Origin of the sequence: Pectobacterium brasiliense (genome assembly GCF_013449685.1) — a bacterium.
Taxonomy (GTDB): Bacteria; Pseudomonadota; Gammaproteobacteria; order Enterobacterales; family Enterobacteriaceae; genus Pectobacterium; species Pectobacterium brasiliense_A.
Genome location: NZ_JACDSF010000026.1, coordinates 1 through 20,070, shown reverse-complemented (window position 1 = coordinate 20,070; position 20,070 = coordinate 1). Strand labels below are relative to the sequence as shown.

17 protein-coding genes and 1 pseudogene are annotated in these 20,070 nt (G+C 52.0%); 14 read left to right on the top strand and 4 right to left on the bottom strand.

The window, feature by feature from the left end; genetic code table 11:
- The first annotated feature begins 333 nt into the window (after nt 1-333).
- The 6 genes from H0248_RS11075 (at nt 334) to H0248_RS11050 (ending at nt 7,225) form a co-directional block, all read left to right on the top strand.
- Nucleotides 334-1,413, top strand: a complete 1,080-nt coding sequence (locus H0248_RS11075) for an ABC transporter substrate-binding protein (RefSeq protein ID WP_180785976.1) — start codon at nt 334-336, stop codon at nt 1,411-1,413.
- A 42-nt stretch (nt 1,414-1,455) separates the two neighbouring features.
- Nucleotides 1,456-2,724 (top strand): ABC transporter permease, encoded by a 1,269-nt coding sequence (locus tag H0248_RS11070; RefSeq protein ID WP_180785975.1) that lies wholly within the window; start codon nt 1,456-1,458, stop codon nt 2,722-2,724.
- Between the two features lie 27 nt (nt 2,725-2,751).
- Nucleotides 2,752-3,570 (top strand): ABC transporter permease, encoded by an 819-nt coding sequence (locus H0248_RS11065; protein ID WP_010276953.1) that lies wholly within the window; start codon nt 2,752-2,754, stop codon nt 3,568-3,570.
- A 505-nt stretch (nt 3,571-4,075) separates the two neighbouring features.
- The gene (locus H0248_RS11060; protein ID WP_014915573.1) at nt 4,076-4,810 is read left to right on the top strand and encodes an SDR family NAD(P)-dependent oxidoreductase; all 735 of its coding nucleotides are present in this window, start codon (nt 4,076-4,078) and stop codon (nt 4,808-4,810) included.
- Nucleotides 4,803-5,927, top strand: coding sequence for a phosphotransferase (locus H0248_RS11055; RefSeq protein WP_180785974.1), 1,125 nt, complete (start codon nt 4,803-4,805; stop codon nt 5,925-5,927). The genes H0248_RS11060 and H0248_RS11055 overlap by 8 nt, the downstream gene beginning before the upstream one ends.
- The gene (locus H0248_RS11050) at nt 5,924-7,225 is read left to right on the top strand and encodes an aspartate aminotransferase family protein (protein ID WP_180785973.1); all 1,302 of its coding nucleotides are present in this window, start codon (nt 5,924-5,926) and stop codon (nt 7,223-7,225) included. Before H0248_RS11055 ends, H0248_RS11050 begins: the two co-directional genes overlap by 4 nt.
- Nucleotides 7,226-7,259: 34 nt before the next feature.
- Here the strand turns inward: H0248_RS11050 and H0248_RS22615 are convergent, their stop codons facing one another.
- Nucleotides 7,260-8,747: a methyl-accepting chemotaxis protein gene (locus H0248_RS22615; RefSeq protein WP_240346046.1), complete on the bottom strand. Its 1,488-nt coding sequence runs from the start codon at nt 8,745-8,747 to the stop codon at nt 7,260-7,262.
- Between the two features lie 644 nt (nt 8,748-9,391).
- Between H0248_RS22615 and H0248_RS11040 the strand changes: the two genes are divergently transcribed.
- From H0248_RS11040 to H0248_RS11010, 7 genes are all read left to right on the top strand, one after another.
- Nucleotides 9,392-10,060 carry an HAD hydrolase-like protein gene (locus tag H0248_RS11040; RefSeq protein WP_180785971.1) on the top strand — a complete coding sequence of 223 codons (669 nt, stop codon included), beginning with the start codon at nt 9,392-9,394 and terminating at the stop codon, nt 10,058-10,060.
- 388 nt (nt 10,061-10,448) lie between these two features.
- On the top strand, nt 10,449-11,471 hold the full coding sequence (locus H0248_RS11035) for a methionine ABC transporter ATP-binding protein (RefSeq protein ID WP_180785970.1): 1,023 nt from the start codon (nt 10,449-10,451) through the stop codon (nt 11,469-11,471).
- Nucleotides 11,464-12,123 carry a methionine ABC transporter permease gene (locus H0248_RS11030; protein WP_014915567.1) on the top strand — a complete coding sequence of 220 codons (660 nt, stop codon included), beginning with the start codon at nt 11,464-11,466 and terminating at the stop codon, nt 12,121-12,123. Before H0248_RS11035 ends, H0248_RS11030 begins: the two co-directional genes overlap by 8 nt.
- Before the next feature lie 41 nt (nt 12,124-12,164).
- A complete protein-coding gene (menC, locus tag H0248_RS11025) occupies nt 12,165-13,277 on the top strand; it encodes an o-succinylbenzoate synthase (RefSeq protein ID WP_180785969.1) in 1,113 nt (370 codons plus the stop codon).
- 322 nt (nt 13,278-13,599) lie between these two features.
- A complete protein-coding gene (locus H0248_RS11020) occupies nt 13,600-14,427 on the top strand; it encodes a MetQ/NlpA family ABC transporter substrate-binding protein (RefSeq protein WP_039288787.1) in 828 nt (275 codons plus the stop codon).
- A 78-nt stretch (nt 14,428-14,505) separates the two neighbouring features.
- Entirely contained in the window at nt 14,506-14,895 is a 390-nt protein-coding gene (locus tag H0248_RS11015) for a type II toxin-antitoxin system RelE/ParE family toxin (RefSeq protein WP_180785968.1), read from the top strand.
- Complete coding sequence (locus H0248_RS11010) at nt 14,888-15,208, top strand: helix-turn-helix domain-containing protein (protein ID WP_180785967.1); 321 nt, start codon at nt 14,888-14,890, stop codon at nt 15,206-15,208. The genes H0248_RS11015 and H0248_RS11010 overlap by 8 nt, the downstream gene beginning before the upstream one ends.
- 100 nt (nt 15,209-15,308) lie before the next feature.
- On the opposite strand, the gene H0248_RS11005 is transcribed toward H0248_RS11010, so the two are convergent.
- Nucleotides 15,309-16,727 carry a M20 family metallopeptidase gene (locus H0248_RS11005; protein WP_180785966.1) on the bottom strand — a complete coding sequence of 473 codons (1,419 nt, stop codon included), beginning with the start codon at nt 16,725-16,727 and terminating at the stop codon, nt 15,309-15,311.
- Nucleotides 16,728-16,869: 142 nt separating this feature from the next.
- Here H0248_RS11005 and H0248_RS11000 point away from each other — a divergent pair, with 142 nt between their 5' ends.
- Nucleotides 16,870-17,796, top strand: a complete 927-nt coding sequence (locus H0248_RS11000; protein WP_180785965.1) for a LysR family transcriptional regulator — start codon at nt 16,870-16,872, stop codon at nt 17,794-17,796.
- Between the two features lie 76 nt (nt 17,797-17,872).
- Here the strand turns inward: H0248_RS11000 and H0248_RS10995 are convergent, their stop codons facing one another.
- Nucleotides 17,873-19,468 carry an EAL domain-containing protein gene (locus tag H0248_RS10995; RefSeq protein ID WP_180785964.1) on the bottom strand — a complete coding sequence of 532 codons (1,596 nt, stop codon included), beginning with the start codon at nt 19,466-19,468 and terminating at the stop codon, nt 17,873-17,875.
- A 467-nt stretch (nt 19,469-19,935) separates the two neighbouring features.
- A pseudogene (locus tag H0248_RS10990) lies at nt 19,936-20,070 on the bottom strand (IS5 family transposase); the annotation flags it as partial.

The window sequence follows — 20,070 nt, the reverse complement described above, 5'->3', positions numbered from 1 at the left end:
AAGAAACGCGTGTCGATAGCCTGTATCGGCTCGCGTATACCAGACGCGCAATGTGTCTGGGTGGTGCAAGGCAATGCTGGATTGCACCACAACATGGCAAAAAGGGTGAAGTGGCATCAGGTATCGATAGCGGTTGTGTCTTCCTGATGCTTCTCCTCACCGTTCCCGCCGCCGCAGTAGTAAAACATCAATAAAATTTTTGAATTGGCACAATTTATGCTCATATTTTTTTGCGTGATTATCATGATACATGATGCATCAAAAGTTCGGCGCACAAAAATTGTGGTTCGTATTTGACCTTATTACGTTGGCTAACACTCCAGGAGCGAAAAGATGTCCAAACTCAACAACACATCCAAAGCGAAAGGCCTCTTCAACCGTCCGGTACTGAAGAAAATAGCGGCCACGGCTTTTCTGGTGACGATGGCCTGTCAGGCGCAGGCGGAGTCCGTCACGGTGATCTCATTTGGCGGGTTAAACAAGGATGCGCAGGATAAGGCATTTTACAAACCGTTCGCCGCAGCGGGCAAAGGCACGGTGGAAGCCGGTGAGTACAACGGTGAAATGGCGCGTATCCGGGCGATGGTGGAAACCGGACAGGTAGGCTGGGACGTCGTGGAAGTTGAAGGTCCAGAACTGATGCGCGGCTGTAACGAAGGGCTGTTTGAACCGCTGGACTGGTCAAAACTGGGCGATCAGTCGCAGTTTGTTAAAGGCGCAGTCAGCGAGTGCGGTGCGGGGATCTTCCTGTGGTCTACCGTACTGACCTATAACGCGCAGAAGCTGAAACAGGCACCGAAAAGCTGGGCTGACTTCTGGAATGTGAAAGATTACCCCGGTAAACGTGCACTGCGTAAAAGTGCCAAATTTACGTTGGAAATTGCGCTGCTGGCCGATGGTGTGAAGCGTGACGATCTCTACACGGTGTTGGCGACGCCAGAAGGTGTCGAGCGCGCCTTTAAGAAATTGAATCAGATCAAATCGAATATCCAGTGGTGGGAATCCGGCGCACAGCCGCTGCAATGGCTGGTGTCGGGCGATGTGGTGATGACCTCTGCGTATAACGGCCGTGTCGCGGCGGCGCAAAAAGAAGGACATGACTTCAAGATTGTTTGGGCTGATAGCATTTACGATCTGGATAGCTGGGCGATCGTCAAAGGCTCCAAGCACAAGGCACTGGCTGAGCAGTTTATCGCGTTTGCCAACCAGCCGGAAAACCAGAAGGTATTCGCCGAAAACATCCCGTATGGCCCGACGCACGTCAAAACCACCAGCCTGCTGGCACCGGCCGTTGCGGCTAATCTACCGACCGCACCGGATAATCTGGCACAGGCCTTGCAAGTCGATACAGAGTTTTGGATCGATCACGGCGAAGAGTTGGAGCAACGTTTTAATGCCTGGGCCGCGCAGTAACGCCGCAGTGAGTGACCGTACGTGATGATGGAGAAAGAGCCTATGTCCCAAAGCGATGTCGTCGCCGCTGTAGCGTCTGGCGGAAACGAAGAAAATTCAACCTTGAAGCAGCAACTGTGGCTCGCGCAGAAAGCCTATAAAAAACGCTCTCTGCTGCTGATTGCACCACTGTTTCTGTTTATCGTGGTGAGTTTTCTCTTCCCGATCACCTCGATTTTGGGGAAAAGCGTCTCCAACCCAGAATTGCGCGACAATATGCCACAGACCATTGCCGCGATGCGGCTCTGGTCGGGCAAAGCTGTACCGGATGACGCCGTCTTTCGGGCGCTGGTTAGCGATCTGCGCGATGCCCGCAGCAGCGGTAAGTTAAGCACGATCACTAAACGGTTAGGGTATGAAGGAGCGGAATACCGTACGCTGATTACCCGCACACTGCGTAAGTTGCCCGCCGAGGGCAGCAGCGACATTCGCGCTCAACTGATACGTGAGCAGCCAATGTGGGGTGAATTGGCGACCTGGCAAACGTTCGACCGGGCGGCGCGGCCTTTCACCAGCTATTACCTGTTGGCGGTGTTTGACCACAAAGTCGATGCCACCACGCAGCAGATTGTCCCGCAGCCTGCCGATCAGGCGCTGTACGTCGACGTGCTGCTGCGTACGCTGCTCATGGCGGGCGTGGTGACGCTGCTGTGCGTGGGGCTGGGATATCCGCTGGCCTATTGGCTGGCCAAACAGCCGTCTAACCGCGCCAATCTGTTGCTGATTCTGGTGCTGCTGCCGTTCTGGACATCGCTGATCGTGCGCACCGCGAGTTGGATTGTGCTGTTGCAGTCGGGCGGCTTGATCAACCGCTCGCTGATTCACATCGGCATTATCGATGAGCCGCTGGTGCTGGTGTTTAACCGCATCGGTGTCTACATCTCAATGACCCACATCCTGCTGCCGTTCTTCATTTTGCCGCTGTATGCGGTGATGAAAGGCATTTCCCCGAACTATGTACGCGCGGCGATTTCGCTGGGGGCGCATCCGTTTATCGCCTTCTGGCGGGTTTACGTGCCGCAAACGTACGCGGGCGTGACGGCGGGAGCGCTGCTGGTCTTTATGATGGCGATTGGCTACTACATTACGCCAGCGCTGCTGGGTGGACCGAGTGACCAAATGCTGAGCTATTTTGTCGCGTTCTTCACCAATAGCACGATGAACTGGGGAATGGCGGCCGCGCTGGGGACGCAGTTGCTGATCATCGTGACGCTGCTGTACGTCGTGTACATCCGTGTCACGCGTACTAATGCGGAAGCGGCGGCGCACTAAGCACACCTTATATTGGGGAGATAACATATGAGACAGCAGGGTGAAGTGATGATCCGCCTGTGGAACACGTTCTTTAATTTCTACGGGGCGGCGATGCTGTTGTTTTTAATCGTGCCCGTGCTGGTGATTGTTCCGCTCTCATTTAATGCCGGTTCGTTTCTGAGCTATCCGCTGACGGGATTTTCTCTGCGCTGGTATCGCGAATTTTTCAACTCCAGCGAGTGGCTGGGGGCGCTGGGCAACAGCCTGCTGATTGCGCCGCTGGCGACGTTACTGGCGACAGTGCTCGGCGTGCTGGCATCGGTCGGGCTGGTACGCGGTGAGTTTCGCGGGAAGTCGCTGGTGATGGCTGTGCTGATTTCGCCGATGATTGCGCCAGTGGTGATTGTCGCGGTAGGGATGTTTTTCTTCTTCGCCAAGCTGTCGCTGCTGAACAGCTATCTGGGGTTGGTGTTGGCACATGCGATGCTGGGCGTGCCGTTCGTGGTGATTACGGTCACTGCAGTATTGAAGAACTACGATCACAACCTGACGCGTGCTGCCGCTAGCCTGGGTGCTTCGCCGCTGCTGGCTTTTCGCAAGGTAACGTTCCCGCTGATTGCGCCCGGCGTGTTCTCCGGTGCGCTCTTTGCTTTTGCGACCTCGTTTGATGAGGTGATCGTCACGCTGTTCCTCGCCAGCCCGCGCCAGCGTACGCTGCCGCTACAGATGTTTGCTGGTATCCGCGAAAACCTCGACCCGACGATAGCCGCCGCCGCCACCATGATGGTCGGCGCTGCGCTCGTCCTGCTCATCGTGATGGAGATTTTACGCCGCCGCTCGGAGCGTTTACGGAGCGGGGGTTAAGATGGGGAATCGAAAAGTGTCCAGCGTGAGAATATTTCGTGCGCGTTGATATTTGCATGCCGTTTCTTATCGCCATTAATGTAATGCGTAAGTGAGGGCAGTTGCTATCCGGCGTAAGAAATTATGCTGAGGAGATAGCAGGCTTAGGATGAGCCGCATGGACGCGGCTCAAGCTTGCGCCACGTCGGGAGCGTGTCGCAAGCGGTCCTCTAAGCCTGATACCGACGAAGGCACCGCTTTAGCGGCATAATTAGCGCCGAAAAGCCAGTGGTCAAGGCGCTGCGGCGATTGAGCGCGCCTTGTCGGGCGTGTGATGAAGTCACAGAGAAATAACACTACTCATACGCACGAAACTTTCACATTAGGATGTATGTAGTCGTGAAAAGACTAAATTTTTGCTGAAAATTCCTTCAGCTTTTTTTAAAACCCAATTGATGATGCATCAAACACCATTTTGATGTGTGCTATGTAAAAAATGATTGTACAAAGGCTCAGGAGATTCGGTATGACAGTGCAAAAAACACTCTTGCTGACCGGCGCTAGCCGGGGAATCGGGCATGCCACCGTTAAGCATTTTCACGCGGCGGGGTGGCGGATCTTTACCGCGTCGCGCCAAAACTGGGCGGAAGAGTGCCCGTGGGCGGAAAAATTGCTTAATCACATTCATCTCGATCTGGAAGATATCGACAGCCTGCAACAGACGCTGCCGCTGATTAAAGAAAAGCTGGGCGGGCGGTTGGATGCGCTGGTCGATAACGCAGGGATTTCACCAAAGGGTGTCGACGGGCAGCGTCTGGGCGTGCGCGACACGGACTATGCGACCTGGCTGCGGGTCTTCAACGTCAATCTGTTTTCCTGCGCGCTGCTGGCAAACGGCTTGTTTGACGAGCTAAAAGCGTCACAGGGCTGCGTGATTAATGTGACCTCGATTGCCGGATCGCGCGTTCATCCCTTTGCCGGCGTGGCTTACGCCACGTCAAAAGCGGCGCTGTCTGCGCTAACGCGGGAAATGGCCTTTGATTTTGGCCCACACGGCGTTCGCGTGAATGCGATTGCGCCGGGGGAAATTGAGACGTCGATTCTGTCACCGGGGACGGACGACATTATTGAGCGGCAGGTGCCGATGCAGCGTTTAGGTAAACCCGAAGAGGTAGCAAGCCTGATCTATTTTCTCTGCACTTCTGGGGCTTCTTATGTCAACGGCGCGGAAATCCACGTTAACGGAGGGCAGCATGTCTGACGGACGACGCACTGTACTTTTTCCCACGTTTCCTTCCGAGGCGTCCAATCAGCCGATTTTTGCCGATGTTGCATCGCATGGCGATGAGCTGATGACGCAGGCGGCACCGCAGGTTTCCTGTCAGCAGGCATTGGCCATCGCACAGCAAGAATATGGCTTGTCTGGGCAGATGACGCTGCTTCAGGGCGAGCGTGATATGAATTTCTGCCTGACGGTCACGCCCGATGAACGCTACATGCTGAAAGTCATCAATGCCGCTGAGCCCGCCGACGTCAGTGATTTTCAGACCGCGTTGCTATTACATCTTGCTCAGCAGGCACCCGAATTGCCCGTACCGCGCATCAGGCCGACAACAGCGGGTCTGCCAGAAACGTGCGTTGAAATTGATGGTGTACTGCTGCGCGTGCGGTTGGTGAGCTATCTCGCAGGCATGCCGCACTATCTGGCTTCGCCTTCAACGGCACTGATGCCGCAACTGGGGGGCGCGCTGGCGCAGTTAGACAACGCGCTTTACGGCTTTATGCATCCGGCGGCGAACCGTTCTCTACTGTGGGATATCAGCCGCGCAGAGCAGGTGCGTCTTTACCTCGATTTTGTGCCTGAGCGACAGCAATATCAGCATCTTCAGCGTACTTTTGATCGTTATGACAGCCATGTCGCGCCTGAATTGACGATGCTACGCCGCCAGGTCATTCATAACGATCTGAACCCGCATAACGTGCTGGTAGACGGTTCGTCGCCGACGCGGGTCACTGGCATTATCGATTTTGGCGATGCCGTCTTTGCCCCGCTAATCTGCGAAGTGGCGACGGCGCTGGCGTACCAGATTGGCGATGGCGTGGACCTGCTGGAACAGGTTGTGCCGTTTGTTGCCGCCTATCATCAGCACAGACCGCTGACATCGGCGGAGATCGCGCTGTTACCGGATTTGATTGCGACCCGCATGGCGCTGACCCTGACGATTGCGCAGTGGCGTGCATCACGCTATCCCGACAATCGGGAATATCTGCTGCGCAATGTGCCGCGCTGCTGGCACAGTTTGCAGCGCATCGCGACCTATTCCCATCCCCAGTTTGTGACTCGCCTACAGCAGGTTTGCCCGGAGAACGCGCGATGAATCAGAGAGAAATCACGCTTGAAATGACCACGACAGAGGCGTTGCTGGCGCGCCGTCAGCGAGTATTGGGCAGCGGCTACCGCCTGTTTTATGAAGAACCCCTGCACGTTGCGCGCGGTGAGGGCGTGTGGCTGGTCGATCATCAGGGGAAACGCTATCTGGATGTGTATAACAATGTGGCCTCGGTTGGGCATTGCCATCCGGCAGTGGTTGAGGCGATGGCGCGACAGAGCGCACAGCTCAATACCCACACGCGATACCTGCACCCTGCGATTATTGATTTCGCGGAAGATCTGCTGAGTGAGTTTCCTGCCGAGTTGAACAACGTGATGCTGACCTGTACCGGCAGTGAAGCCAACGATCTGGCATTACGCATTGCCCGACATGCGACGGGGGGAACGGGCGTGTTGGTAACGCGCTGGGCGTATCACGGCGTAACCAGCGCGCTGGCAGAACTGTCGCCGTCGCTGGGGGATGGTGTGGCGCGCGGCAGTCACGTGAAACTGATCGAGCCGCCGGATACCTATCGCCAGCCCGGTGCATTTCTTCGCAGTATTCGTGATGCGCTGGCGCAGATGCAGCAGGAAGGCATTCGTCCTGCCGCGCTGCTGATCGATACGATTTTTTCCAGTGATGGTGTGTTCTGCGCACCGGAAGGCGAGATGGCGCAGGCGGCTGCGCTGATTCGTCAGGCGGGCGGACTGTTTATCGCAGATGAAGTGCAGCCGGGTTTTGGGCGCACCGGGGAATCAATGTGGGGCTTTGCGCGTCACGGTGTTATCCCGGATCTGGTGAGTTTAGGGAAACCGATGGGCAATGGACATCCGATTGCTGGACTGGTTGGGCGTTCCGCGCTGTTCGATGCATTCGGGCGAGATGTCCGCTATTTCAATACGTTCGGCGGCAATCCGGTGTCCTGTCAGGCGGCGCACGCGGTGCTGCGAGTGATTCGGGAAGAACAGTTACAGCAGAATGCCCAGCGGGTTGGTGATTATCTGCGGCAAGGCTTACAGCAGTTAGCGCAGGATTTCCCGCTGATTGGCGATATTCGGGCTTACGGTCTGTTTATCGGCGTAGATCTGGTTAGCGATCGCGAAAGCAAAGCGCCGGCAACGGAATCCGCATTGCAGGTCGTGAATGCTATGCGTCAGCGCGGTGTGCTGATCAGCGCGACGGGGCCAGCGGCAAACGTGCTGAAAGTTCGCCCGCCGCTGGTGTTTCAGGAAGAGCACGCCGATGTGTTTTTAACCACGTTGAGCGACGTGTTAAAGGTCATCGATACCCGCACGTGGGAATAATCAATCGCGCGGGTGACGTGAAAAGGCAAGGTGATTAGATACGGAACGCCGCAACGGCATGGCTGAGTTCACCCGCACGTTCGGACAGCGAACCAGCGGCCGCGGCGGCTTCGTTTACCAGCGCGGCGTTTTGCTGCGTGACCGTTTCCATCTGTGAAATCGCGGTATTAATCTGCCCAATGCCCAGGCTTTGTTCATTGCTGGCAGTAGAAATTTCGGTCACGATCGAGGCCACGCGTTTGATGTCTTCCACTACGCTTTGAATCGTGCTGCCCGCTTCGATGACGGCATGGTGTCCATGATTTGCCTGTTCGACGGACGTCCCGATCAGTTCTTTGATCTCTTTCGCCGCGTTGGCGCTGCGCTGTGCCAGCGTGCGGACTTCGCCTGCGACGACCGCAAATCCTCGGCCTTGTTCGCCCGCTCGGGCGGCTTCCACGGCGGCGTTCAGCGCGAGGATATTGGTCTGGAAGGCGATGCCGTCGATCACGCCGATAATATTGGTGATTTTCTCTGCGGATGACACCATCTGTTGCATGGCATTGGTCACATCGCCCATCATCTTGCCGCCGTCAACCGCGCGCTGTGAGGCGGTGGTTGCCAACTGGCTGGCGTGAGCGGCATGGGTGGCATTCTGTTTGACCGAGGAGGTCATTTGTTCCATTGAGGCCGCGGTTTCTTCCAGTGAACTGGCCTGCTGCTCGGTTCGAGAGGAGAGATCGATATTGCCGCTGTTAATCTGGCTGGATGCGGTCGCAATAATGTCGGCGTTGCTGTGTACGCGCTCAACGATATCCGTCAGGTTCAGCACCATTTCCCGCAGTGCGGTTTGTAGCTGTCCCATTTCATCGTTTGACGTAATCGCGATGCGGTGTGTCAGATCGCCATCTGCCACTTTTCTGGCTAAATCCACGGCATTTTTTATTGGTACGGCAATCGAGAGAATCAATCGCCACCCTGATAAGGCAACGATAGCTATCCCGACCAGAAGGGTAATCACCACGGAAAATAATATATTACTGAAACTATTTTGTGACTCGGTATACAGTTCCTCTCCCACATCCGATTGTAATTTGATCAGTTGGTCGGCAATTTTCTGCAGCGGTGCGTATTCGTTTTTTAGTGTGTGGTTAATAATATATTCCAGCGCCTCTTTGTCATTTTTTTGTATTGCACGAATGGCGGGAAGGATGACTTTTTCATTGTACTGCTTGTATAAGACAACATACTGTTCTTCTAATGTTTGTTCATCGCCCGTTAAATACGTTTTACTGTACAAGTCCCATTGCGCATTATAAATTTTTTGTGCTTCTTCGATATGTTCCAGCCCAGTCTTGACGTTGTTCGGCTGTGAGAGGTCAATGCTGGCGATTTCAAACATTACGTTGTTCATCTGTCTGGTTACATTGCCAAGATACTGCAGAGCGACCAGCCGATCCTGATACAGTGTTTTCATCGACTGATTTGCGCTGTTCATGCCAAACAGCCCGAGCAGAGAGACGGTTAAAAGCAGTAATGCCATTAACAACATAACCGAAATTAATTTAAGTTTAATGCTCATAAGTACCTCTAAATTACTCCCAGATAAGGAGCGGTATTTCTATATCGACGGAAGAAAGAGAATATTTATGTTGAGGTTAACTAAAATTTAAAAATGGCATTAGGGGACTTTAGATAGCATTTATTTACATTGATTTACAAAACCACCAGCATTACATTCTGATGGTTTTGTATTAATTAAAATATTATCCTGAATGGAAAGTTACCGTTACAGCTAACTGACGGAGATAATCGTTAAGGTAATGCCATAATTGCTTTTTTTAAAACCAGATTCGTTCATTTTAAAAAAAATGAAACGCCGTTGTGAATATAATACTGCGGATAATTAATTTTCGTTATTACATAGTATCCCCTTGTCATGTTCCTCTTCCCTTGCGCAGTAAAATGTGAACGTCTTCATTTCCGTTGCGGTAGAGGGATCGTCCTATGCGAATTCTGAGTACCGGCACCCGTGTTGGTATGCCCACTGCCGGAAGCGATGTACCCAATTCAATAATCATGATTTGTTCTGTTTTTGATCTCATTATGACGTATCCTTAAACAGGCGTAAAAGAGAGTCCGAACGCGAGAGATCACCTGAGGAAATGACAAAAGGAGCATATCATCATGAATATCATTTTTGATTTAGATGGAACTATTATTGACTCTGTTCCGGGAATTAAAGATAGCCTTATTTATGCTATTCGAGAGCAAGGGCATATGATTGATGATGAGATTGATATTTCATCACTCATTGGGCCGCCAATGAGCAATATAGTCAAAACGTTGTTGGAACCTTATGCTGATGACAGGGTAGAAGAAACAATAAATATTTATCGAGCGCATTATGGTCAATATGGGCTTTACAATAGCCTAATCTATGAAGGGGTTTTGTTAATGCTTGATCAATTAAAACAGCGTGGCAATAAACTCTTTATTTCTACATCCAAAAGACAATTATTTGCTGAAAAAATACTGGGGGAGATGGGAATAAGCACATTGTTCTCAGATATCATCGGGACGCCTGCTGACGGCAGCATGGATGATAAGAGTAAATTATTAGCTTATTTAATCATGAAACATGAGGTGGATCCGAGTCGTTCAATCATGGTGGGCGACAGAAAGGACGACATTATCGGTGCTCGGGACAACCACTTATCGTCTATCGGCGTGTTGTGGGGATACGGGACACATGCTGAGTTATCAACCCACCAAGCTGACTACCTATGTGATCAACCGGATAAGTTGTGCGATGTGATCGACAAGATGAAGTTGTTACATCCCGCGATCGTGTAGCACACGTTGATAGTGGCTATATAGAAGAAAAAGACATAAAAGAGTTTCTAAAAAACAGAAAGGTGATTTGCTTTTTTTATCATTGACGCAAAGCTCATTTCTCTCTACTTTAAACAGACGATTATTTTTTAATATTCCATTGATTTATAAACAATTAATCTAATTATAACAACAGTGACAGACATAAATAGCCCGGTTATTCCTCAACGCAAAAAGGCGATGGCGAGCCTACCCCTGTTAAAAATGGCAAGTGAAACAGTCCTGTGGGATAGGTTCAACGTCAACTAAGAAATGATTTTACCCACGAATAATGATTTCCCTACATCAAACAGGCATACGTTTGCGTATGCCAATAAAATAGTCAGTAACAGCAGGAGTGAGTCAGGTAATGATTCGGTTAGAAAACGTGAGCGTTGATTTTCCCGCCGGTAAAGCAGCACAGTCCAGGGCGGTAAACAACGTCAACCTGACCATTCAACAGGGTGAAGTGTTTGGGATTGTCGGCACCAGCGGCGCAGGAAAAAGTACGCTGCTGCGGACGATCAATTTATTGCAGCGCCCAACCGAAGGGCGCGTGTTTTTGGGCGACACGCTGATTAGTGATGCGTCCGGCCGCGAACTGCGTCAGCATCGGCAGCGTATCGGGATGATATTCCAGCATTTTAATCTTATGCATACCCGCAATGTGTATGACAACGTGGCGTTCAGCCTGCGTGCTGCGGGGAAGCGTAAAGAAGAGATTGCCTCACGCGTGCCGGAAATTCTGGCGCTGGTCGGATTGCAGGACAAAGGAACAGCCTATCCGGCGCAGTTGAGCGGTGGGCAGAAACAGCGTGTGGGCATCGCCCGCGCCATCGCCAACCATCCCGAAGTGCTGCTGTGTGATGAACCTACCTCGGCGCTGGATTTGGAAACGTCGGCGTCTATTTTGGCGCTATTGAAAAGCATCAATGCTCGGTTAGGTATCACGATCGTGCTTATTTCCCATGAGATGAGCGTGATTAAAAGTATTTGTCAGCGCATGGCGGTGATGACGGGTGGAAATATAGTGGAAGAAGGTGACGTCTTTACGATCTTCTCCTCACCGCAGCACGCTTACACCAAACAGCTGGTTAGCCATACCAGCCCGGTCGAATTACCTGAACGCTTTAAGCAGAATAATAAAGGCGTCTTGCTGAAAATACTCTTCGCCGATGACTCGGTAGAACAACCGATATTATCCGACGTGGCACAGCAGTTTCAGGTATCGGTAAATATTCTGCACGGCAATATTGAATACATTAACGATCGCGCACTGGGGCATATTATCGCTCAGATTTCATACCGTGACGATCCGACAGCGGATAATTTAGCTGCTGCTATTGCTTATATTCGACAGAATACCTTTGGGGTGGAGGTCATCAATGACTGAGTTATTCGGTGAATTAATCTTCGCCTTCGGTGAAACCTTCACGATGGTGTGTATTTCAACGCTCTGTGCGGTGATATTCGGCCTGCCGTTAGGTATCGCGATTTATGTGACCGATCGTCATTTATTCTGGCAGAACCGTTTTATCTATCTGGTGTCGACCATTCTGGTGAATATCATCCGCTCGATCCCGTTTGTGATCCTGCTGGTGCTGCTGTTGCCATTAACACAGCTGCTGCTGGGTAACACGATTGGGCCAGTTGCGGCGGCGGTGCCGATGTCCGTCGCGGCGATTGCCTTTTATGCGCGTCTGGTGGATTCCGCACTGCGTGAAGTCGATCCGGGTATTGTGGAAGCGGCGGAAGCCTTTGGTGCTAGCCCGACGCGTATCATCGGGACTGTACTGTTACCGGAAGCGCTGGCTGGATTATTACGCGGCCTGACGATCACGCTGGTCAGCCTGATTGGCTACTCGGCAATGGCCGGGATTGTTGGCGGCGGTGGTGTCGGCGATCTGGCGATTCGCTTCGGCTATTACCGTTATGAAACCGAAGTGATGGTGGTGACCGTGATTGCGCTGGTGGTGTTGGTGCAGGTCGTGCAAACGCTGGGCGATATATTATCGCGTCGTGCGAATAAGCGCGAACGCCGCTAAACCACGACAGAATAGGGTATTCAGGGCAGCAGAGAGATGTCATGAAAATAGACAAAATTGTATTAAGAAAAATGAAAATGGCGCTGAAAACGCCATTTACGACCAGCTTTGCGACGCAGACGGAGAAACATTTCTCCATAGTGGAAATTCACGCGGGCGGACAGATTGGTTACGGTGATTGCTCGGCAATTTCGCTGCCGTTTTATAACGAAGAAACCAACGTCACCGCCTGGCATATTATGCGTGACTTCCTGATCCCGATGATTAAGCAAGCTGGGGATATTGAACATCCTTCGCAGGTGCGCGATATTTTCGCCCCGGTAAAGCGTAATAACTGCGCTAAAGCGGCAATCGAAGGGGGTATTTGGGATGCTTACGCGAAGATAAAAGGCGTACCGCTGCATCAATTACTGGGTGGCGTACGAGATAAAGTCGAAGCGGGCGTGAGTATTGGTATTCAGGAAACGCCCGATAAATTAGTCAGCGTGGTCGATAATTTCCTGAATGAAGGCTACAAGCGCATCAAAATAAAGATCAAGCCGGGAAAAGATTACGACTATATTCTGGCGCTGCGTCAGGCATTTGGTGATATTACGCTGATGGTGGATGCCAATTCCGCCTACACGCTGGACGATATCGATTTCTTTAAGCGCATTGATCCATTCAATCTGCTGATGATTGAACAGCCGCTGGCGCACGACGATATTATCGACCACCGCAAACTGCAGGCGGCGGTAAATACGCCTATCTGTCTGGATGAAAGCATTGCGTCGGTAGAGGATGCGCGTAAGGCGATCGAGCTGGGCAGCGCCAAAATCATCAATATTAAAGTCGCGCGCGTGGGCGGCATTACTGAAACCAAGCTGATTCATGACTACTGCCAGGCGCACAATATTCCGGTGTGGTGCGGCGGTATGCTGGATACGGCGGTCGGTAAAGCACACAACATCGCGGTATCCACGCTGCCGAACTTTATCTACGCGCACGATATTCCGCCATCTTCCCGCTATTGGCATGAAGACTTCATGCTGCCGTTTGTCGAATTAGACAAAGACAGCTGCGTCGCCGTGCCAAATAAACCAGGAATTGGCTTCGAGATTAACCCTGAACTGTACGACAAATATTGCTACGGACAGGAAACCTTTTTGTTTTAACTGATTCTTGAGTAAGCCTTTTTTAGTAAGGCATGTGAGCAGTAAAACGTTATCCAACACCAGGGAATAACGTTATAAAAATAGAATAGGGCGCTACGACGCCCATAACCGTTATACGACATGGCAGCAGAGAGCGTGGGATAGAAGAGTAAAGCGTCCGCGCCAGGGATGGCGCGGCTCGAGCGTACAGGGATGTATTTACCGCGTCTTTACGATCTACCCACTCTCTCTGCCGGCCTTACTTCGTCATCAATATCATGGCACCTATTACGCCCCAAATAATGGTAAAGACTGACTAAATCGGACAGACAGGAACGCGACGATGCGATTGAAAAAACTCATTCCACTCATGCTGGCGCTGGGTATCTCTCAGGCTTACGCAGCAGATTCAGGTAAAGAAATCACCATCGGCGTCTCGCCGGGGCCGTATGGCGACATGGTCACGAAAGCGATCAAACCGGAAATGGTGAAAAAAGGCTACGAGGTAAAAGTGCGCGAATTCAGCGACTACATCCAGCCGAATCTGGCACTGTCGAACAAAAGTATCGACGCCAACCTGTTCCAAAACCGCCGCTATCTCGATCGTTTCAGCGCAGATAAAGGGTTGAAACTGGCGGAAGTGATCACCGTACCGACGGCCAGCATGGGCTTTTACTCCAACAAAGTACGCTCGCTGGATGAGCTGAAAGCGGGCGATATCGTCACGCTGCCAAACGATCCGTCCAATCTGGCACGTTCGCTGGATTTCCTGCAAAAATACGGGCTGATCAAGATCAATCCAGAGATTACGCCGACCAAAGCCTCGCTGCGTGATATCACGGAAAACCCGAAAGGGCTGGTCTTTAAACCGCTGGAAGCCGCACAGCTGCCGCGTGCTTTGGGCGGCGTAACGGGCTCGCTGATTAACGCCAACTTCGCGATTTCTGCTGGCCTGAACCTGTCTGACGCGATTCAACTGGATGTACTGCCGGAAGACCTGAAAAACATGATCGTTGTGCGTGCGGAAGATGCCGACAAACCGTTCGCTCAGGATCTGAAAGCCGCCGTTCAATCCCCGGAATTCGCCGCGTTCTTTGAGGACAAAAACTCCATGTTCCACGCGTTCCAGAAGCCGGAGTGGATGAAGAAGAAAGGTACGCAATCCGAATAAACGACTCCCGAACCGGTTGACGCTATTGCCCGATATTACTATGGTAGTTATTACCATAGTAATATCGGGCATTCTTTTATGGGACAAAAAAGGATTTTTGTTGAGCGTCACTACAATAAATCTCGTAGAAAATCAGGCATAACCGATCAGCAGTTACGTGATATTGCGGCAGACATTATTGATCATCCCGATAAAGGAGGTCTCGGTGGTGGTGTTTATAAAAAGCGCGTTGCTACCAGTCTGGGTAAACGTGGCGGTGCTCGGACAATAGTGGCTTACCATCGAGAAGGTAAGGTGTTTTTCTTTGAAGGATGGGAGAAAAACACGGTATCAATGCGTGGGAAAGAAATTCCCGATGATGTATTGGCGGCTTTTAAAATTGTGTCAACGGTGTTTAAAAATAAATCTGATGCCGATCTCGAAACAGACCTTAAAAACAAAGAGCTTGTTGAGGTGATAAATGGTTGATAAGCGCTTATTAAATATACAGAGCATGATTCAGCGTCAACATGCCGCAGGTACGGCCAGTGACGTCGATCTTGACGCTATCAATCGTCTGGTAGCGGAAAGTAAAAAAATGGAATCACGCGCCAGTATGGACGCGAGCAGAGTGCGGGCCATCCGTGAGCGTGAAAAAATTAGTCAAAGCCAACTGGCAGGCATCATTAATATGTCGGCCAACAGCGTTCAGAAATGGGAACGTGGAGTAAGCGCACCAACGGGTGCGGCGTTACGAATACTGGAGGTCATCGAGAGAAAAGGCTTAAGTGCTATTCTTTGATGATGCGGTTAAGAAAGATAGCTGGTTGTTTCATTGCGCTTAGTGGCCGTCTAGTACGGCCACGTTCGCGTTTATAAACATTGTGTTCAGGTTATAAACATCACTTCTGACGCACGTACACTCTGTGTTCTTCTAATAGCGTATGTCCTTGCTCCCCCAGTTCCCAGAACAGGCCGGTCATGATCGCTAACCCTTCGCGGGCGACGGATTTCAGCAGGTGTTCGTTGACCGCGTGCTGGCCGCATGCCGGATAGGAGTGGGGGATCCACAACGTCGGCAGGCCGAGGATGTCGGCGAAAACGTCATTAGGTAGCGAACCGCCCAGATTTGGTAACAGCGCGGGCTGTTTGCCGCTGATGTGCTGCATCAGTGCCAGCGTCCAGTTCACCAGCGGATCTTCGGGGTTAAAGCGCGTCGCCGGAGAGGTGTTAAGTACCTCAACATCCACCTGCGTAAAGCCGTGCTGGTCGAGGTGTTGACGCACATGTTGTGCCAGATTTTTCCAGTCGGTGCCAACCACAAAGCGCAACTGGCAAATCGCCGTGGCGTCGGCGGGAATCGCATTCACCGGCTTGTTCGGGTTACCGGTAATAAACGACAGCACTTCCAGCGTGTTCCAGCCAAATAGCCGTTCGGCAGGTGTGAGACCGTCTTCGCCCCAGTTTTCATCAATCGCCGGATCGCCCTCGCTGCCGGCGGGATCGATGGTGCTGAGAATCTCCCGCAGCGCGGGGGTTAACGGCGGTGGCAGCAGGGCGTCGATCTTCATCCGTCCTTGTCCATCAACCAGACTCGCCACGGCGTTCGCCAACTGAGTGCCCGGATTGCTCAGCAGTCCGCCCCAGTTGCCAGAATGGTATGCCTGATCGCGTGCCTGGATGCGCAAACGGAAATTGATGCAGCCGCGAGAGCCAAGGAACAGCGTCGGACGCGCTGCACTGAGGCGTGGTCCGTCGGAGGCGATAAAGATATCGGCCGCCAGCGCCTGCTTGTGCTGCTGGCACAGCTCGGTCAGCCCCGGAGAGCCAATTTCTTCACCCATCTCGAACAGCAGTTTGCAGTTGAAGCCTAAACGCTGCCCACGAGCCCGAAACACCTGCTCCAGTGCCATCAGATTGATGCTGTGCTGGCCTTTGTTATCGGCGCTGCCGCGTCCGTACCAGTGGTCGCCTTCTTCCACCAATTCCCACGGTTTGAGCCCATCGCGCCAGTTTTCTTCATCACCAAAAACCACGTCGCCGTGGCCGTAAGACAGTACGGTCGGCAGGCTGGGATCTTCAATGCGTTCGGCCAGCAGAAAAGGAGGATGACGTTCATCTGGCGAGGCAATCAGCCTTACGCTGAATCCCATCGCCTGCAAGGCGGGTTGGATCTCGTCGGTCAGATAGCCGTTCAGCGCGGGATGATTACCGGCTTTCTGGCTCTCGCTGGCGTGGGCAATACGCCGGGCCAGCGTCTGTTTAAATTCTCCGCGATCGAAACGTTCACAGGCGATACGAATAAGGTCTGCGCTGGTCATGCCTTTCCTTGCTGAATAATGTGCCGAAGTTACCGATATTTAAAGAAAAAACGAGCTTTGCAACAATAATAAAAATTGCAATTAAGCTTTGCTTTTAATATAAACCTGCGAATCCCCCGCGATGTCTGAAAGGAACGCCGCCATGCACAGCTCCGAGATTCGTTATTTTCTAGTGGTTGCCACCACAGGTTCGCTCAGCGCCGCCAGTCAGCACCTGTTTGTCGCCGTTTCTGCGATCAGTCGCCAAATCCAGCGGCTGGAAGAACGCATCGGCGTGCCGCTGTTCGAGCGTCATGCGCGCGGCATGGTGTTAAACGATGCGGGACGCATTCTGGAAAATCACGTGCGTAAGAGCATGATGGACATGGATGCCGCCGTGGCGGAGATTCAGGGGCTGAAAGCCAGCCGGCGGGCGCTGCTGCGTATCGGCTGCACCGAGGGGATGGCATTTGATCTGCTGCCGACGCTATTTGCACGTTTTCGCCAGCATGACCCGGATACCACCTTTGCGCTGAAAGTGGACTCGGCGATGCAGGTGTCCCAGATGATCCGCAATGGTGAAGTGGATATCGCGCTCCAGTTTGCGCTGGCACCTGAGCAGGGCGTGAATGTGGAGCTGGCGCTGCCTGCGCCGCTGATGCTACTGATGTCTGACGATCATCCGCTGGCGCAGCAGTCTATTCAACTGGCGGATCTGCATCTTTTCCCGCTGGCTTTGCCGGAATCCTCGACCACGCTGCGGCAGCTGTTTGACCTCTCATGCCGCATGAACGGCACCTTTCTGGAACCGACGCTGTGCTGCAACAACTTCACCACGCTTTATTACTATGCGATGAGCACGCCGGGAGCAGTCACCGCCTGTAGTTTCTACTCTGTGATGTACAAGTGCTTACAGCAGCCGATGCGCCTGAAGCCGCTGAATATTAAGCAGCTTGACCAGCGTTCGCTTCAAATCCAAACGCTGGCAGGCAAAGCGCACGCGCCGCAGCAACAGGCTTTTCTTGATTTCATGATGGCGGAGCTGCGTCAGGGGGAAGCGTATTATCTGAGTCAGATCGCGGAAAGCTAACTATCCGCCGTTTACCGATGGGGATACGGTGGCCAATGACGGCAGGTCTACTTATGATGGTAGGCCTGCTTTTAGGTTATGCCGATTCTATTGGCATTTTTTCTATCGGCGGGCATGGATAGTGATGGATATCCGGTAGATCGTGCAATGCCACGGCCTTACTGAAATACCATCCTTGCATAATCGCCGACGGGCACTGTTGCAGGATGTAGGCGGCTTGCTCGCGCGTTTCTACCCCTTCGATGATCACTGGGATGTCGAGCTTTTTGATAAGGGTAAATAACAGATCGGCCATGGCAGCATTAACCGTGCCTGTGCCGATAGCGTCGACAAAAATCTTGTCGATCTTGATCATATCGAACGGTAAATGACTCAGATAATCGAGGTTGGAATAGCCCGTGCCGAAATCATCAAGCGCGATCTTATAACCCGCGCGTCGTAAGGCCTCAAGGCCATCTGCTAGCGTCTTATGGGATGTACTCGACCGCTCGGTGAGTTCCAGCATGATACGCGTTCTGTCTATCCCTAGTTCGTCACACATTTGCTGTAGGAATCGATGATAGTCAGGCGAAACAATATCAGTGACCGACAGATTAATACTCAGAAGAAAGGGCGTGTCCTGCGTGAGGTACGGCTGCATGTCACGCAGTGCCTGACGCGTAATGATGCGGGTTAGCTCATCTGAGTAACCCATTTTTTCTGCAATATTGATGAAGTATTCCGGTGAGACGCTATCGCCGCGTTCATTTTTCCAACGCGCCAGCGCTTCTACGCCAATAATGGCGCGCTGGGGCAGACTGATTAACGGCTGATAATGTACCTGAAGGCGCTGATTTTTGATCGCGCGTTTTAACTGTGATGGCAAAGCATGGTGTCGATCGTCATAGAGCTGGTAGGACAGGGCAAAACTGGTCCCGAGGAGCGCCCCGACCAAAAACAGCGCAGCGATGATATACCACGGGCGATACAGGATACCGGCAGAATCCAACTGAGCCAGCACGCAGACATTCAGGGTCGTCGCGCAGGAAAACGTCTGGCGTTTTCCCATAGTCAGCCACCCGTTACTCTCTTGTCGTTTCTCCTTGAACATCGGGAGGTCGATGTTGCCAAAGGTCTGATAGATATGTCCCAGATTACGGGTGAGCAGCATCGCGCTGTATTCGGCGGGTGGCTGAGTGAAATGACGAAATGCGGCGGCGGCGGTGACAGTGACGACACCATTGAGGCTCGCCATATCGGCGGTAATGCGTGGATCCACCACATCTTTCATCGCGGTCCACAGTTGCAGGCCCTCATCGTTCGTCAGGTTTGGCGGCAGCAGATAAATTGGTGGGTTGAGAATGCCCCAGCCCGCAGAACAGATGAGATAGTTGTTCTTGATTCGCCCAATATCACGCAGATAGACGGAGTAAAAGGAGAGCAGGCGTAATTCTTTCAGATCAGCGCTGGAGCAAGGCGTGTTATTTAGCGTCAGTACGCGGTCTATGGTTTCTCGGCTTTCACGGGCGACGGCGGTGCCTTGTTCGAGCACGTCCTGGCTATAGTGCTGCAACTGCGTTTGTTCCAGCCTGGCTAAAATTCCCTGACCAATCAAGAGCGCCAGCAATGCGCTGGCAAACGAGATCAAAATAAGTCTGAACCACAATCTGGTATTGGTAGTTAAGGTGAGCATAGCGACCATTTGGCAGCGTGACGGGAAAATATACGGCATGGGTTCAAATATCGCATCCTTGCCAGTTTGACAGCATAAAAACGTCCCTGCAAATCAGAAACAACGTATGGCCTGTCAGTCAGGTAATAACGCTTTTTATTATTCTAAAAGAAAATCTATGATAACTAACGGCCGGAAACACAGAGAAAACTAGGCTAGTTCTTCCCCTCGCATTTTCATTACTGAAAGAATGTCCTTTTCGTTGGAACTCACTGACACGTTCTCCCACTTAATGAATGAACAAGATGACTGTATGTACAGCATGACAGTTCACTATCGTAAAAATTCATAATATTTATATATATCATTAATTTATAGGCTAATCATGCAGCTTATCAGACTCTAGGTACCGCGATGGTCGGCTCTCTGACGTGTACAGTGGGCGGATAGCGGCACGTCCTGTTCCGCCAATGATTAGGACGTTTCCCTTAACTTAACAACCGCTTTAAAAATAACCTGATCGCCGCCAGTTTTAGCATACTCAGGTCGTTTCTGGCTGTTTTCTCCGAACGGGTAGCAATACGGCGATTTTCTTTGAGTATCGCAAAGCAACGCTCCACGAC